The organism is Streptomyces luteogriseus (assembly GCF_014205055.1).
Classification (GTDB): Bacteria; Actinomycetota; Actinomycetes; order Streptomycetales; family Streptomycetaceae; genus Streptomyces; species Streptomyces luteogriseus.
Map to the genome: position 1 here is coordinate 4,975,612 of NZ_JACHMS010000001.1, position 15,159 is coordinate 4,990,770.

Consider the following 15,159-nt stretch of genomic DNA (forward strand, 5'->3'; position numbering starts at 1 on the left):
ATGATCCGAGGGTGCCGGTGAACTGGCCGGAAACCGTCAAGAAGGCAGGCCGGCCGGTGTACTCTCCGCGAGTGACATCTACGTCCCCCACAACACCCCCCACCCCGTCCGCCACGGACGCCGAGTGCCTCGCCCTCACCCGCAACCTGCGCCGCCGAGGCGTGGCCGTGCTCTCCGTGTTCGGCCTGATGTGGGCCGTGGCGGCGGCCTCCGGGACCGGCTCGGCGACGGATGTCGCGCCCCTCGGCATCGAGGTGGCGGCGCTGCTGATCACCGCGGTGGCGATCTACCTGGGGTACCGCAAGGACGCCGCGCCCTCGCCCCGGATGGTCGACCTCCCGGCCAACTGGGCGCGCGGCGTGGGCATCGTCAACACCGTCGAGCTGGCGGCCATCTTCGCCGTCATCGCCGCGTCCAACGCCGCGGGCCGGCCCGAGGTCATCCCGGCGGGCATCGCTCTCGTCGTGGGCCTGCACTTCTTCCCGCTCGCCCGCCTGTACGACCAGTGGCAGTACCGGTGGACGGCGTCGCTGCTGACCGTCGTCGCGGTCGCCGGGTTCGTGCTCGTCGCGGCCGGCGTCGCGACCGAGACCGTGCGGATCGTGGTGGGCCTGGGCAGCGCGGTGGTGCTGTGGGCCTCGTCGTACCACCTGGCCCTGCGCGGCTGACCTCGCCGTTCGCGTGACGATCCGAACGCAAGGATGTGCCCGACCGGCCGAGGCCGGACAGGCGCATCCTTGACGCGTTCAGGCTGTGGTGCTTATGCGCTGACGCCGGTTCAGCAGGCCGAGCAGGTGCTGGACGAGGAGGACGAGGTGCCGATCGAGCCGCTGGAGGCGCCCATCTCCGGCAGGGCGACGCCGTCGGTGACCTCGAGGGTCTCCAGCTCGTCCGCGTCGAAGCCCTCGAACGCCTTGTCCGCGTCCTGGTTCTTGATGTCCTTGGCGGTCATGTCGAAATCCTTCCGAAGATCCTGGATGAGTGGTTCAGCAGGCCGAGCAGGTGCTGGAGGACGAGGAGGAGGTGCCGATCGAGCCGCTGGAGGCGCCCATCTCGGGCAGGGCGACGCCGTCGGTGACCTCGAGGGTCTCCAGCTCGTCCGCGTCGAAGCCTTCGAACGCCTTGTCCGCGTCCTGGTTCTTGATGTCCTTGGCGGTCATGTCGCATTCCTTTCGTCGAGGCCGTGGATTCCGTCACCGGAAATCCCGGCCATGAATTCCTGGTCGCCTTCCGGGATTTGTTTTCTCCCCGTCCGGCTCTGACATCCATATTGCTCGGGCAATCACCCCGGCGCCAGGGTTCGCGGCCGCCGGCTGACATTTATCACGGGGCGGATGACTTTTCGCCGCCGCCCGGCTTTCCGGGGCCGTCGAGCGGAATTGCCCAGTCAGGGCTGTTCACCATGTGCCATTCCTCGCCCGGGTCCGCGGGCAGCTCGGTGCCGGTGGCCGGCGTACCCAGCAGGAAGTCGCCCACCGAGGACTCCCGGAGGTAGTCCAGGCCCAGCACCCGGGCCGACAGGTCGGCGTCCCCGTTGCCCAGCCCGCAGGGCGCCAGACCCATCGCCGTGGCCACCAGATACATGGTCTGGTAGAGCACCCCGGTGTGCCGCAGCGTCGTGGCGTAGGCCATCGCCCGGTACTTCCACGCCATCCGCTGGAACCGCGAGGTCACCGTGAAGAGCACGTCGGGGCGGACGTCGAAGCCCACCGAGCGGGACGCGACGCCCAGCAGGGCCCGCCGGTCCGCCTCCTCGGCGCTGACCTGGACCAGGCGGTGGGCGTAGGAGTCGTAGTGGTAGACGCCCGGCTCCAGCCCGTCGCAGCGCAGCACCGTGACGTACAGCTCCAGTTCGTACAGCGAGCCGCCGCTCGGGTACGGCCGTGAGACGACCTCGTCCTCGCCGGGGGAGTCCGCGCCCGGGGTGCGGTGGACCCGTACGCGCTGCACCCGGTACAGGAATTCGCCCAGCTCGCGCGCCGTCAACGCCCGCTCCCCGAAGGTGCGGTGGGAGCGGCGGGACTCGATGGCGGCGGTCAGCGACGGGTCGGCGGCGTCGAGGTCGGCGCGGCGCGGGCGGTACAGCTCGGTGACCGGGCCGGGCGGCGCGGGCTTCACGGCGGGCAGCGGGTCGATCTCGCCCCGGTAGGGGTAGACGGCCCCGAAGACGCCGTCCCAGCGCCCGGAACGGACGCGCGAGTGGAACAGCAGATCGTGGAAGTCCCACTGCCGCAGCACCGGTTCGCAGTCCGAGGCGAACGTGCCGTCCGGGCCGGCGACCTCGGCGAAGCCCAACCCGACCAGGTGGGCCAGGACGTCGAGGGTCTCCGCCTCGCTCAGCCCGGTGACCTCCCCGGCGCTCCCGGCCCGGCCCGGCTGCCCCAGGGCGGCGGCGAGTTCACGCGCCGCCCGGTCGACCAGCACCGCGCGGAACGTCACCAGAGGTGACTCCAGGACGAGCACGCCCTCGCGCGTCCGGCAGAACGCGAACCGGGAGAGGCGAACACGGTCGCCGGCGGCCACGTCCACGACCCGGTGCCCGGCATCCCGCGCCGTCGGCTCCAGCCGCAGCAACTCCCGCCGCAGCGGCGGCTCGTCGTGCGTCAGCACGCTGTACGCCAGCAGCTGCCCGGCCCGCTCCAGCAGGGCGTCGGCCCGCTCCCGGCCGGCCGTGTCCAGCCCCTCGTACAGCTCCTCCCACGGCAGCGGTCCCTCGGCAAGCCGGAGCAGGACCGTGCGCAGCGGGCCGCGCACCGGGCGCAGGACGAGGGAGGTGACCGGCCCCCTCAGCAGCGCCGTGGCCGTTCCGTCGTCGAACGTCACCCGCACATCGGTGCGCAGCGCCCGGGCGATGGACCCGGGGGGTTTCTCGGTGATCGCTTTCGTGCCTGCGGGATTCATCGGGCCTCCGGTACTCAACTCGCGTGGGCGGACCTGTCGAAATCCACTCTGCGGCCCGCTACACCGGCTCCCCCCTCACCGGCCGCACCGAATGACAGTCGCCATTCCCGCTCGTGACCGGGGTCATGGAATGCATGACAGATGACAGGGGCGGACTTCAATCGCTCGGACATCCGGCACCCGAAGCGCATCCTCGGAACAGGAATTCTCCCCGCAACTCACCGACAGTGAAGGAAAACCTCGTGTTCAGTCGTCGACATGCGATACGTCTCGGCCTCACCACCGGCGCCGTCGGCGCGGTCGGCGCGGCGGGCGGGGTCTTCCGGACGCTCACCGCCGGACAGTCGGCCGCGGCCGCCGGCGCGGCGGCCGGGAAGGCCGCACCGGCCGGCGCTGCGGCCGCCCCGGTCGAACCCTTCTCGCTGCCCCTGACGACCCCGCCGGTCCTGGCCCCCTACCGCCGCACCAAGACCGCCGACTTCTATCGGATCACGATGCGCCGCGCCGGCGTGGAGATCCTGCCCGGCACCCGCACCGACGCCCTGACCTACAACGGCTCGTTCACGGGCCCCACCATCCGCGCCCGCACCGGCCGCACCACCGTCGTCCAGCAGGTCAACGCGCTGGACATGCCGACCTCGGTGCACCTGCACGGCGGCAACAACCCGGTGGCGCACGACGGCGGGATGATGGACATCATCGCCCCCGGCCGCAAGCGGACCTACGTCTACGAGAACAAGCAGCCCGGCGCCACCTTGTGGACGCACGACCACGCGCACCACATGGAGTCCGAGCACGTCTACCGGGGCCTGTCGGGCCTCTACCTGCTGCGCGACCCCGCCGAGGACAAGCTGGGCCTGCCGTCCGGGAAGTACGACATCCCGCTGGTGCTGCGCGACGCGCACTTCGACGCAGGCGCGCAGATGGTCTACACGATGGACGACGCGGAGAACCGCACGACCATCCTGGTCAACGGCCGCCCCTGGCCCCACCTCAAGGTCGAGGCCCGCAAGTACCGCTTCCGGCTGGTCAACTCCTGCAACCTGCGCATCTTCATCCTCGCGCTGTCCGACGGCTCGGCCACCCAGCACCCCGTGCGGCAGATCGGCACCGACGGCGGCCTGCTCGCCGCGCCCGCCGAGACGCCCGTGCTGGTCCTGTCCCCGGGTGAACGCATCGACTTCGTCGTCGACTTCTCGAAGTACGCGCCCGGCACCAAGCTCACCCTCGCCAACATGCTGGGCCCCGGCCCGACGGAACTCGTCGGCCAGGTCATGCGGTTCGACATCGGCGAGCGCACCGCCGACACCAGCAGGGTGCCGGACACCCTCGCCACGCTGCCGGCACTGCCCGAGCCGACCGTGGAGCGCAGCTTCGAGCTCTCCATGGACGAGCCCGGCTCCGGCGGCCACCAGGCCTACATCAACGGCAAGACCTTCGACCCGGACCGCATCGACACCCACATCGAGTGGGGCAGCACCGAGGTGTGGACGGTCACCAACAAGAGCGCGACCGTCCCGCACAACTTCCATACGCACCTGGTGCAGTTCCGCATTCTCGAACGGGACGGGCAGCCGCCGTATCCGGCGGAGACCGGCTGGAAGGACACCGTGCTGCTCTTCCCCGGCCAGACGGCGAAACTCCAGCTCACCTTCGATTCGCACCGCGGTGTCTATCCGTACCACTGCCACATGATCGACCACAGCGCCATGGGAATGATGGCGCAGATGAAGATCGCCTGATTCCCGGAAACGTTTCTTCCTGAATGCGTTCTTCCCGAAAGCGTTTCGCGATTTCGGAAACACTTCCTTATTTCTGGAGAGGAGGACCATGACCACCGAAGCCATTCCCCGCCCCTATGCGCGCCGCGTCCTCGCGGCGCTGGGCAGGGACCCGACCCGCATCGTCCTGCACCGGCCGGAACGCACGGTGACGGCAGGCGAGTTGCGCTCGTCCGTCCTGGGCAGCGCAGCGCTCCTGCACTCCCACGGCGTCCGCCCCGGCACCACCGTCGCCGTCCTGACCGGCCCCAACCACCCGCTGATGCTCAGCGCCCGCTACGCCGTCCACCTGCTCGGCGCCACCTCCGTCTACGTCCGCTCGATGAACCCGCGCACGGACACCGAGACCTTCTCGGTCGCCACCCAGACCGGGCTCCTGCGCGATCTCGGGGTGTCGCTGCTGCTCGTGGACGACACGGACGAGGAGAGCACGGCCCGCGGCAGATGGCTGGCGCGGCGCCGGCCCGGCCTGACCGTGCGGGCGATCCCGCGCACGGCGGACGGGCACGACACCGTGCCACCGGCCCCGCCACCGCACCCCGACGACCTGGCCGTCGTCGACTTCACCAGCGGCAGCACCGGCCGGCCCAAGATGGTCGCCCAGCGCTACGGCACCCGCGAACACCTCGTCCACCGACTGGCCTCCGGCCTCGACCCCCGGGGCCCGGCGACACTGCTGTCGGTCACGCCGGTCAGCCACACGACGGCACCCATGGCCGACGCCGTGCTGTGCGGAGGCGGCACGATCGTCCTGCACGACGAGTTCGACGCCGACGCGACCCTGACGGCCATCGCCGAACTGGGCGTCACCGACGTCTACTTGGCGGTACCCCACCTGTACCGCCTGCTCGACCACCCGCTGGTCACCTCGTTCGACCTGTCCTCGCTGCGCCGCATCACCTACAGCGGCACCCCGGCCGCCCCCGAGCGAGTCCGGCAGGCGGTCCGGGTCTTCGGCGACGTCCTCATCCAGGTGTACGGCACCACGGAAGCGGGCGGCATCAGCAGCCTCACCCCGCTCGACCACCGCGAACCCGAACTGCTGGGCTCGGCGGGCCGGCCCTTCCCCTGGGTGCGCGTGGAGATCCGGGCACCGGAGTCGGGCACCCCGCTGGGCCGCGGCCGGACCGGCGAGATCTGGGTCAACTCGCCCACCGTGTCGGCCGGTTACCTCGACGACGCGGAGCTGACCCGGGCGACCTACCGGGACGGCTGGCTGCGCACCGGCGACCTCGGGCACTGGGACCGCTACGGCTACCTCCGGCTGGACGGCCGGGTCGGTGACGTCATCAAGCACGGCGGCCTCAAGCTCGACCCGGCCGCCATCGAGGCGGCCCTGCTCCAGCATCCGCAGGTGCGGCAGGCGGCGGTGTTCGGCGTACGCGACGAGGACCTGGTGGAGCAGGTCCACGCCGCCGTCGAACTCCACTCCGGCGCCGGCCACACCTCCTGCGACCTGCGCGGCTACGTCGCCGCGACGCTCACCCCGGAACACGCGCCGGTCGACGTCTCGGTCTGGCCCGAACTCCCCCTCACCCCGTCGGGCAAGCCGGACCGTGCACGGCTGCGCGAGGTCACGGCCCCGGTACGGGCCCGCCCAGCGGGGGACGTTCCGCCGACAAGGGTCATCGGCTCCCCGACGCGGCCGGTGCCCGGCACGCGGCCGGTGTCCGGGACGGGGCCGGTGTCCGGGACGGGACCCATCCCCTCGGCTGGAGGCCGCCCGGCGGGACACCCTCCGGCCGAAGGCCTGCCGCCGACAGGCCCGACGGGCGGCCCCGCACCGCCGCCCGCGGAGCGACGCGGCACCGGTCCGCCCGACCCCGGCGGCTCCGCCGGACCAGACGCCCGCCCGGCCACCGACCGGCGTACGCGTACCGATCCGCGCAACAGAAAGGGCATCCCATGACCGCATTCGGCCACTTCGCCAGGTCACTGAGGCTGCGGCGGCTCTACCGCCACAGCACGGCAGGCCTGATGATCACCCCTCTCGACCACTCGATCAGCGACGGGCCCGTCGCTCCCAAGGGCACCAGCCTCGACCACCTCGCCGGGCAGCTCGCCGCCGGCGGCGCGGACGCGGTCGTCGTGCACAAGGGCAGCGTCCGGCACATCAGCCCGGAGCGGTTCGCCGCGATGTCGCTGATCATCCATCTCAACGCGTCCACCAGCCAGGCGCTCGACCCCGACGCCAAGTACGTGGTGACGCAGGTCGAGGAGGCCCTCCGGCTCGGCGCGGACGCGGTGAGCGTCCACGTCAACGTCGGCTCGGACGACGAGCGGCAGCAGATCGGCGACCTTGGACGGATCGCCGACGCCTGCGACCGGTGGAACCTGCCGCTGCTCGCCATGGTGTATCCGCGCGGCCCCCGGGTCACCGACCCGCGCGACCCGGACCTGGTGGCGCACGCCGTCACCGTCGCCTCCGACCTGGGCGCGGACCTGGTCAAGACCGTCTTCCTCGGCTCGACCGCGGAGATGCTCGACCTGACCGCGGCCTGCCCGGTGCCCGTCCTCGTCGCGGGCGGTCCCGCGATGCCCACCGAGGAGGACGTGCTGGCCTATGTCCGGGACGCCCTGGCCGGCGGTGCGGGTGGGGTGGCGATGGGCCGCAACATCTTCCAGGCCTCCGACCCGCGGCAGCTCGCCGCCAAGGTCGCCCGGCTGATCCACCACTTCCCGGAGCAGCACTTCGCCCCGCTGGCCTTCCCGGCCGACGCACACCGGGCCGAGCGGCTGACCCCCGATCACCTGGACGCCCCGGCCGGCGCGCCCGGCTCCCCGCTCGACCACGACACGCACCACCTCGCCGACCCTTCGTACACCTCACACCCGACAGGAGGTCCGCATCATGACGGACGCAAAACTGTGCTGGCTTGACATCCGAGGCGCCGGCTCCGCCACCCAGGCCGTCCTCGAAGAGGCCCTGCACCAGCGCATCGACGGCATCGTCGCCGCCGACCCGGCCGCCTTCACCGGCCTGCCGCCCACCGTCCGCAAGGTCCTGCTCTTCGAGGACGGGCTCGACGCCGTCCCCGCCGACCTCGGCGCCGCCGACCTGGTCGTCGTCCCCGGCCCCCGCGAGGAGCGGGCGGCGCTCCAAAAGGCCCACCCGGACGTCGAGTTCGGCCGCTACGTGGAGATCGTCGACGCCGACACCCTGGAGGACGCCTGCCTCGCGGCCCGCCTGGAGCCGTGGAGCGTGCTCGACTTCCGCGACCCCACCAAGATCCCGCTGGAGATCGTGATCGCCGCCGCCACCGGCGCCCCCGGCTCCATCATCACCACCGCGTCCAACACCGAGGAGGCCGAGATCATCTACGGCGTCCTGGAACTGGGCTCGGACGGCGTCCTGATGCGGGCCAACACCGTCGGCGACGCCACCGCCCTGCGCACCGCCGCCAGCGCCCGGGGCGGTGAGATCGACCTGGTCGAGCTCACCGTCACCCGGACCACGCACATCGGCATGGGGGAGCGGGCCTGCGTCGACACCACGACCCACTTCCGCAAGGACGAGGGCATCCTGGTCGGCTCGCACTCCAAGGGCATGGTGCTGTGCGTCAGCGAGACCCACCCGCTGCCTTACATGCCGACCCGCCCCTTCCGGGTCAACGCCGGCGCCCTGCACTCGTACACCGTCTCGCAGGCCGGCCGCACCCACTACCTCAGCGAACTCCACGCCGGCAGCAAGGTGCTGGCCGTCGACGTCAAGGGCCGCACCCGGCCCGTCAGCGTCGGCCGTGTCAAGATCGAGACCCGTCCGCTGATCTCCATCGACGCGGTCGCCCCGAGCGGGCAGACGGTCAACCTGATCCTTCAGGACGACTGGCACGTCCGCGTCCTCGGCCCGAACGCCGCCGTCCTCAACTCCACGGAGCTGAAGCCCGGCGACACCATCCTCGGGCACCTGCCCACGGCCGACCGCCATGTCGGTTACCCGATCGACGAGTTCTGCCTGGAGAAGTGACCCCGGTACCTCACCGCACACCCACCGCCGCAGCGACCGCACCAGCCCGACCAGCGCTCGCACGGCACCAACGCCCCGCCCCGGCACCCCTTGTGCCGGGGCCGGCGCGCGTTCGCCCACGCCCCGGACACCCCTCACAGCAGCCCGTGCTCCCCGGCGATCCGCGCCGCGTCGAACCGGTTGCGTCCGCCGAGCTTCTTGATCGCGGCGGACGTCAGATTCCGCACCGTGCCCGCCGCCAGATACAGCTCGCCCGCGATCTCCTTCACCGTCGCCCCGCCGGCCGTCAGCCGCAGCACGTCCATCTCCCGTGTGCTCAGGGACAGTTCACCGACGGAGACCGGCCGCAGCAGCGAGGGGTCGACGGTCAGGCAGCCACCCGCGACGCCCATCAGCGTCGTGACGAGCTGGGGGAGGCGGGCGTTCTTCGGCACGACACCCAGCGCACCGGCCGCCACCGCCCGGTCCACCACCGACGACGTCGCCGCCCCGACCATCAGCGCGACCCCGCACCGGGGATGCCGGCTGCGCACATCGGTGGCGACGCGCAGCGCCTTCCCACCCATCGTGGACTCGCCGAGCAGCAGCACCGTCGGCCGGTGCCGCTCCACGGCCGGCTGCACGGAGTCGTACGACGTGGCCAGGCCGACCACCTCCAGCCCGTCGACGCCGTTGAGCGTCTCGGCGAAGGCCTCCAGCACGAGTTGGTGATCACCAGCGAGGACTATGCGTATCGACATGCTCGACCCCCGTACGGCAGGACTAAGGCAAAGACTCTGAAAAACATGACAGGTGGTGTCCGTCAGCCGGAGGGGGTGCGCCACCGCTCGTGCAGTCGCACCAGCCGCTCCACCACCGCCTGGGCCGCCTCCTCCAGGCCGAAGCCCTCGTGCCCCACGTCGACCTCGATGTGCTCGGCGCCGCCCGGCAGGGAGGCCGCGACGACACCCGACAGCACGCGGAACGCCGGGGCCAGTTCCTCGCCTCCGCTTGCGGACGGCACGACCACGACACTGGCGGTGACCGGGCCGAGGTCGGCGGCGATCTGGCCGGTCAGCGCGCCGAAGCTCTCCGGCCGTTCCACATCGGCCTGATAGGGCAGTGCGACCAGCCCGATTCCGGCCAGTTCCTTGCACAGGAACGCCGCGTTCGTGGCGGCGTCGTCGTCACGCCCCGGGTGCCCGGCGCCGACCACGGCGACCGCGGCGCCCAGCGCGCACAGCTGACTGGTGACCCGCCGGCCGACGCCGGTGGTGGCGTCTACGACGAGGACGACACAGCCGTGCAACGGCGGTGGTACATGTGCGACTGTGTGCGACACCGGAACTCCTGAGCGGGTAACGTGACCAATATGTGAACGATCTACGGGGGATCTTCGTCTGACTCGCGACGACTCCCCCGAACCGCGCCTTCGCTCTCGAGCCGGCGCGGCGGTCCGGTCCAGACATGCGGTTCACATGTGGTTCAAGGGGGAGACGCCACGTGGACGACGTATCGCCGCTCGATCAGCAGACCCTCGCGGTGTACCGCGCGATCCTGTTCCACAAGCAGCATGATCCGGACAAGCTCGCCGAGCTCCTCGACATCGGTCCCGACGATGTGCACGCGGCGCTCGTGCGCCTGTCGGACCTGTCCCTGCTCGCTCCCTCGGGCGACTCACCCGGCACGCTGCGCGCGGTGAACCCCTCGCTCGGCCTGAAGGTCCTGCTCCAGCGGGAACAGGACGAACTGGCCTGGCGGCAGCAGCGCATCGAGCAGAACCGGGCGGCACTCGCCGCGCTCGCCGCCGAGTACACGGCGTCGGGCGGGTCCGGCTCGGACGGCACCGAGCAGCTCGACAACGTCGACGAGATCCGCATCCGGCTGGAGGCCCTCGCCGAGTCGTGCCAGCAGGAGTCCCTCGTCTTCCACCCCGTGGGCGGCCTGACCAAGGAGGCCATCGAGGCATCCCGGCCGCTGAACGAACGGGCGCTCGCCCGGGGCGTACGGTTCCGCTCGATCTACCTCGACAGTGCCGTCAACGACCGGGTGACGCGGTCCCACGCGCAGTGGATGGCGGAGCACAACAGCGAGATCCGCACGTCGCCGACCCTGCCGATGCGGCTGCTGATCATCGACACGACCGCGGCCATCGTGGCCAACCTGCCCGGCCAGACGGGCCCCGCGGCGCTGATGTTCCACAGCCGGCCCGTGGTGCTCGCCATGCGGGCCCTGTTCGAGGCCTACTGGGAACACGCGACGCCGTTCCATCAGCACCCCTCACCCGACGAGGACCCACAGGGCCTCACCCCGCAGGAGCGCAAACTCCTGCAGCTCCTCGCCACCGGCCTCACCGACGAGGCGGTGGCCCGGGCCCTCGGCATCGGCGTCCGCACCGAACGCCGCATCATGGCCGAGCTGATGGAGCGCCTGGGCGCCTCCAGCCGCTTCGAGGCGGGGGTCCAGGCGGCCCGCCGCCAGTGGATCTGACGGCGGCTCATGTCCTGGCCGGCGGGCCGACGGGCCACGGTCTCGGCAGCCGTGGCGATCGCGATCGCCGGAACCGCCGTGGTCGCCGAGATCACCGCTCGCCCACCGGACCGGGCTGCCAGGTGAAGTCGTCGGGGCCCTCGGCCGGCGACTGGTGCCAGGTGAAGTCGTCACGGTCGTGCAGCGGGACCGGCGTCCAGGTGAAGTCGTCACCGCCCAGGGGCAGCGGCGTCCAGGTGAAGTCGTCGGGCGTACCCGGCAGGTGCGGCAGTACGACGTCGCCCGGGACCCCGGCGTGCGCGGCGACGGCCGCGCCGGACGACCCCTGCTGGTCGGCGGCCTGAGCCGGCGCCGCCCAGGCGAGCGTGGCGAGCACGGCCGAGCCGACGACCACGGCGGCGGCGGAACAACGCTTGGTGATGCGGATCATTTCTGGTCTCCGTTTCCCTGCGTGAGTCAGGACCTCTGCGACGATGCGCATGGAGCCAGTGGTGCTTCAGCTCCCCCGGACCGTTCCGCGTTCCCCGCGCTTCCCGGCCGCTGAGAAGAGAGAACCATCCCGCCGCCCCCGCTGTCCGCATCCGGCCACGCCAGGAAGCTGCCTGGCAGGGAGTTGCACGCCGGGCCCCGACACGGGCCGGCCGGCAGGACGGCGAAGGCCCCGGACCATGGACAGGTCCGAGGCCTTGTCGCAGGCGCAGCCCTTCCCGCCGACGAGGAGCGGTCAGAAGTTGGTCTCCCCGCGCCGTATGGGCAGCACCCGCTCGTGCCTGCCGTTACCGTCCCGCCAGCGCAGGACGACGATGAACCGACGTGCGCCCCTGTGCATGTCTGCGGTGGGAAGCCAGGGAATGGGGTACCGGCCCGAGACGTCGAGGCGTTCCAGAGGGAACTCGCCGTCCAGGCAGTCCGCCAAGGTCACGGTGACACCCTCAGGGTCCCTGACCTCCACCTCCACGTGCTCCGCGGAGGCGGGGCCCTGGTTCCAGATGACCAGGTGGTATCCCGCCTGACGCAGCGTGCCGTCAGGAAGCCGGATCTTGGCGAACGCGGACGTACGGTGGAAGTACGCCGTCACCCGGGCCGCGAGGATCTCCTTCTTGCGGTTGTGATGCTGTGCGAACGCCGTCACGCTCGACAGACCCAGGGCGCACAGGGCGATGATCGTGCTGATCCACTCGGTCAAGCGTCCCCGCCTTCCCAGTCGGCGAGCTGCCAATGGTGCTGGAGAGCCGAGCAGAGGATCGTGCTCAGGGTGATCGCGAACCAGCGCTGGGGGACGGACATCGTGCTGTAGCGGGCCATGGGGATCAACGCCCCGGCGAGCGCCAGCTGATACTCCTCCTTCCGGATCGGCCAGTGCCCTTGACCGCAGCCTTCGGCGATCTCCCTGACCCGCTGACTGACGGTGAGGGCGACGCGCTCCGAGTGGGTGAGCAGGTCCATGTCCTCCTGGGGCAGCAGCAGGCCGGCCTCCGGTCGGAAGCAACTGTCCGCGATCCGGGCGGCGATGCGCGTGGCCGCCGCCTGGTCCCAGGTGAACACCTGGCACAGCACACTGGCCTCGAGCCGGGCGAGGTCCTTGCACACATGACCGTAGTGGGCGCTCTCGAAGTCGATGAGCACGGTCTTGGGCAGATGACCGCCGGAGGTGCACAGCACGTTGTCCAGATGCAGGTCGCCGTGGGACAGGGTGAGCAGAGTGTCGAAGTCCCGCAGTCCGACCTCGAACGAGTCGATGACGGCGGTCAGCGCTCCGCTGCCGACCTCGGCCAGCTCCGCGGCGAACCAGAGCGGGCTGATCCACTCGACGGCGTCACCGATGCGCGCCATCGCCTCCGGAAGCCCGGGCGCCTTCTGCGTCCAGTCCCCGGCGGCGCGTTCGTGGGCGTTGAGCGGCGCACCGAGTTCCGACCGCACACGGGGATCGGTGATCCGGGCCAGTTCCACGCTGGCCCAGCTGTCCGGCGACTGCTTGTCCGACGCGGGCGCGGGCCGGAAGATCGGGTACTCGGACCGCAGATCGATCCGGTCGCGCCGGACGTGGGCGACCCAGGGCCGCATGGTGTTGAGCAGCAGCCGGTCCACGATCGCGGTCGCGTCGTCCGGTTCGGCCTGCTGGATCCAGGAGCTCAGGGTGAGGGGTTTCTCCCCCTCCTCGAAGGCGTATTCGGTCTCGATGGCCCGCAACGGGTCGCCGTTCTCCCCGAGATACATCTCCATGGCGTGCGAAGCGCACTCACTGGGCCGGTTGCTCTGGTGGAGCCGCTTCGCGTACCGCTTGAAGTTGCCGACCTCGCGTACGACCTTGTCGCGATAGTCGACCTTCAGCACCGAGAGGGGCCCGTAGCGGTTCGTGAGGAGAAACGTGGGCATCCGGCGCCCTTTGAACAGGTTGCCGTGCACGGTGATCACGTCACCGGGCGACAGCCCCTGCGCCACGGCCGCTTGGAGCACGGGAGACGGGATGCGCAGGCGCCCGGCGTCGTCGCTGCTGATGACATTGCCGCGGGAGGAGCCCGACTCCTCGTGTGACCACGGGTTGGTGGCCACACGTACCTTGCGGGCGGCGCTCATCAGTTCCTCGACGGCCTGACTCCAGAAGTTCCTGTCCAGCTCCTTCCGATCGTCGTTCGACGCCTCGAAGATGCGCTCCACCAGCCACTGGGCCCGGACGTCGTCCCAGCCCGACACGGAAGCCAGGGCGAAGCAGGCCCCCTTCAGACTCTCCTGATCGCGCCACTGACGGAGGAGGATCTCCGGCCAGTGCTCCCGCTGCGCCCGGTGCAGACCACGGTTGGTCGCGTCGTCGCTGTGGATGCGAGGGTCGTAGTAGCTGTCCTGTGGGCGTGACGGGTTGGGGCCGGCCAGCATCAGATAGGTGCCGACGGAGGCCAGCAGCCAGACACGCAGGTAGGGGAAGCGGCCGAGTACCACAGCGGGCAGCCGGTGCGCGAGGCACACCTGGGCTTCCGTGCAGTCGAGGAGCAGGTCACGTGCCGAGTCCTGGTAACGCTTCTCGCTGCTGAGGATGGCACCGATGTAGCCCATGAGGTCGATGAGTACCTGAGGGCCGTTGGTGGGGATGCCGCCGGGCATCTTCCAGACGAGGTAGTTGGTGGTGGCGGAGGCCAGCCACCGCACGCGGCGCTCCCCGCGCTCCTCCAGTGCCCTGCTGTCGAACGCGAAGCGGCGCATCCGCTGGGCCAGTGCTTCGAGGTCCTGACGGTCCTCGGGTAACCCGTCCGGGAAGACCGCCGTGACCGCCTCGACGTCAGCCCGGTACTCGCGTCCCAAGTCTCGGTCCAGAGCGCCGAGTTGACCGCTTATGCCGGCAAAGTGATCGAGCAGAACGTCGTTCTGCTCGCGGATCGGGACCCGCCCGGGGGCCCAGCTTCTGGTGAGCTGGGCGACGAGTTCTCCCGCAGTGGAGGGCTCCCGCTCGGCGCCACTGTGCCGAGGTCCTTCCGTGTCCCGCTCGGTCCTCTGTTCGTGCCCGGCTCCCTCGGCCTGAATGGATTCCGCGCCCCCGAGGATGTCACCGAGGACGAGGATCGGCGAGCCGACCGGATCGGGGAGCGCCGTCGTGGTGTCGGCACCGAGTGACTGGAGGTTACGGCGGCTGAAGAATGCCGCCTTTTCAATATGCTGCGCCGGCGGGCCCTCGCCCGGGTCGCCGGTCAGCACAAGATGTGCCACTTGGAAGGAGAGTGCGGCGTCCTTCTCTCTCCCCTGCTGTACGAGCTCCTTGGCCAGTCCGTTGAGACCCGCGCCCAGCCAGAACGGGACCTGGTCGACCTCGACCTGGCGCCGATGATGATCGTAGGCGCGCGCCAGGTTCGCCGCTGACTGCACGATCCCTTGCGGCGACTTCCTCGGGTCGGGGTACGTCGCCCCCTCCGGATACGGAAACGCACTCTGCGCCCAAGCAATGTGTGAAGAGATGTCCACGTCCTTGCCCCCTCCTCGGATGTGACCTGCATCTCCAGGGCGGACAACGGTATCCACCCCTATGGCGCCGCGGGGGCGAATCGCGCAAAA

Annotated in this window: 14 protein-coding genes; 6 read left to right on the forward strand and 8 right to left on the reverse strand. The window is 70.8% G+C overall.

The window, feature by feature from the left end; all coding sequences use genetic code 11:
* Positions 1-71 precede the first annotated feature (71 nt).
* Entirely contained in the window at positions 72-668 is a 597-nt protein-coding gene (locus BJ965_RS22115; RefSeq protein ID WP_313666976.1) for a DUF7010 family protein, read from the forward strand.
* 110 nt (positions 669-778) lie between these two features.
* On the opposite strand, the gene BJ965_RS22120 is transcribed toward BJ965_RS22115, so the two are convergent.
* The 3 genes from BJ965_RS22120 to BJ965_RS22130 all read right to left on the reverse strand — a co-directional run bounded on the left by BJ965_RS22120 (position 779) and on the right by BJ965_RS22130 (position 2,901).
* On the reverse strand, positions 779-952 hold the full coding sequence (locus BJ965_RS22120) for a thiazolylpeptide-type bacteriocin (protein WP_078615318.1): 174 nt from the start codon (positions 950-952) through the stop codon (positions 779-781).
* A 34-nt stretch (positions 953-986) separates the two neighbouring features.
* Complete coding sequence (locus BJ965_RS22125) at positions 987-1,160, reverse strand: thiazolylpeptide-type bacteriocin (RefSeq protein ID WP_078615318.1); 174 nt, start codon at positions 1,158-1,160, stop codon at positions 987-989.
* A 163-nt stretch (positions 1,161-1,323) separates the two neighbouring features.
* Entirely contained in the window at positions 1,324-2,901 is a 1,578-nt protein-coding gene (locus BJ965_RS22130) for a SagB/ThcOx family dehydrogenase (protein WP_184910252.1), read from the reverse strand.
* Positions 2,902-3,143: 242 nt separating this feature from the next.
* Between BJ965_RS22130 and BJ965_RS22135 the strand changes: the two genes are divergently transcribed.
* The 4 genes from BJ965_RS22135 to BJ965_RS22150 all read left to right on the forward strand — a co-directional run bounded on the left by BJ965_RS22135 (position 3,144) and on the right by BJ965_RS22150 (position 8,649).
* Entirely contained in the window at positions 3,144-4,643 is a 1,500-nt protein-coding gene (locus BJ965_RS22135; protein ID WP_184910253.1) for a multicopper oxidase family protein, read from the forward strand.
* A gap of 88 nt (positions 4,644-4,731) precedes the next feature.
* Positions 4,732-6,591 (forward strand): class I adenylate-forming enzyme family protein, encoded by a 1,860-nt coding sequence (locus BJ965_RS22140; RefSeq protein ID WP_184910254.1) that lies wholly within the window; start codon positions 4,732-4,734, stop codon positions 6,589-6,591.
* Entirely contained in the window at positions 6,588-7,562 is a 975-nt protein-coding gene (locus BJ965_RS22145) for a 2-amino-3,7-dideoxy-D-threo-hept-6-ulosonate synthase (protein WP_184910255.1), read from the forward strand. Before BJ965_RS22140 ends, BJ965_RS22145 begins: the two co-directional genes overlap by 4 nt.
* Positions 7,534-8,649, forward strand: a complete 1,116-nt coding sequence (locus BJ965_RS22150) for a 3-dehydroquinate synthase II (protein WP_184910256.1) — start codon at positions 7,534-7,536, stop codon at positions 8,647-8,649. The genes BJ965_RS22145 and BJ965_RS22150 overlap by 29 nt, the downstream gene beginning before the upstream one ends.
* Positions 8,650-8,783: 134 nt before the next feature.
* Here BJ965_RS22150 and BJ965_RS22155 read toward each other — a convergent pair whose 3' ends face one another.
* Entirely contained in the window at positions 8,784-9,389 is a 606-nt protein-coding gene (locus BJ965_RS22155; RefSeq protein WP_031104995.1) for a response regulator transcription factor, read from the reverse strand.
* A gap of 62 nt (positions 9,390-9,451) precedes the next feature.
* On the reverse strand, positions 9,452-9,970 hold the full coding sequence (locus tag BJ965_RS22160) for a hypothetical protein (RefSeq protein WP_313666977.1): 519 nt from the start codon (positions 9,968-9,970) through the stop codon (positions 9,452-9,454).
* A gap of 161 nt (positions 9,971-10,131) precedes the next feature.
* On the opposite strand from BJ965_RS22160, the gene BJ965_RS22165 reads away from it, so the two are divergent.
* Entirely contained in the window at positions 10,132-11,118 is a 987-nt protein-coding gene (locus BJ965_RS22165; RefSeq protein ID WP_184910257.1) for a helix-turn-helix domain-containing protein, read from the forward strand.
* Between the two features lie 91 nt (positions 11,119-11,209).
* Here the strand turns inward: BJ965_RS22165 and BJ965_RS22170 are convergent, their stop codons facing one another.
* From BJ965_RS22170 to BJ965_RS40180, 3 genes are all read right to left on the reverse strand, one after another.
* Positions 11,210-11,548 (reverse strand): hypothetical protein, encoded by a 339-nt coding sequence (locus BJ965_RS22170; RefSeq protein WP_184910258.1) that lies wholly within the window; start codon positions 11,546-11,548, stop codon positions 11,210-11,212.
* 294 nt (positions 11,549-11,842) lie between these two features.
* Positions 11,843-12,304: a hypothetical protein gene (locus tag BJ965_RS22175; RefSeq protein WP_184910259.1), complete on the reverse strand. Its 462-nt coding sequence runs from the start codon at positions 12,302-12,304 to the stop codon at positions 11,843-11,845.
* Positions 12,301-14,973: a phosphotransferase gene (locus BJ965_RS40180; protein WP_184910260.1), complete on the reverse strand. Its 2,673-nt coding sequence runs from the start codon at positions 14,971-14,973 to the stop codon at positions 12,301-12,303. Before BJ965_RS40180 ends, BJ965_RS22175 begins: the two co-directional genes overlap by 4 nt.
* Positions 14,974-15,159 lie beyond the last annotated feature (186 nt).

What these genes read in the sequence shown, in the direction of transcription:
- BJ965_RS22150 (WP_184910256.1), top strand. Translation starts at nt 7,534, where the DNA reads ATGACGGACGCAAAACTGTGCTGGCTTGACATCCGAGGCGCCGGCTCC.
- BJ965_RS22130 (WP_184910252.1), bottom strand. Translation starts at nt 2,901, where the DNA reads ATGAATCCCGCAGGCACGAAAGCGATCACCGAGAAACCCCCCGGGTCC.
- BJ965_RS22120 (WP_078615318.1), bottom strand. Translation starts at nt 952, where the DNA reads ATGACCGCCAAGGACATCAAGAACCAGGACGCGGACAAGGCGTTCGAG.
- BJ965_RS22155 (WP_031104995.1), bottom strand. Translation starts at nt 9,389, where the DNA reads ATGTCGATACGCATAGTCCTCGCTGGTGATCACCAACTCGTGCTGGAG.
- BJ965_RS22125 (WP_078615318.1), bottom strand. Translation starts at nt 1,160, where the DNA reads ATGACCGCCAAGGACATCAAGAACCAGGACGCGGACAAGGCGTTCGAA.
- BJ965_RS22145 (WP_184910255.1), top strand. Translation starts at nt 6,588, where the DNA reads ATGACCGCATTCGGCCACTTCGCCAGGTCACTGAGGCTGCGGCGGCTC.
- BJ965_RS22140 (WP_184910254.1), top strand. Translation starts at nt 4,732, where the DNA reads ATGACCACCGAAGCCATTCCCCGCCCCTATGCGCGCCGCGTCCTCGCG.
- BJ965_RS22170 (WP_184910258.1), bottom strand. Translation starts at nt 11,548, where the DNA reads ATGATCCGCATCACCAAGCGTTGTTCCGCCGCCGCCGTGGTCGTCGGC.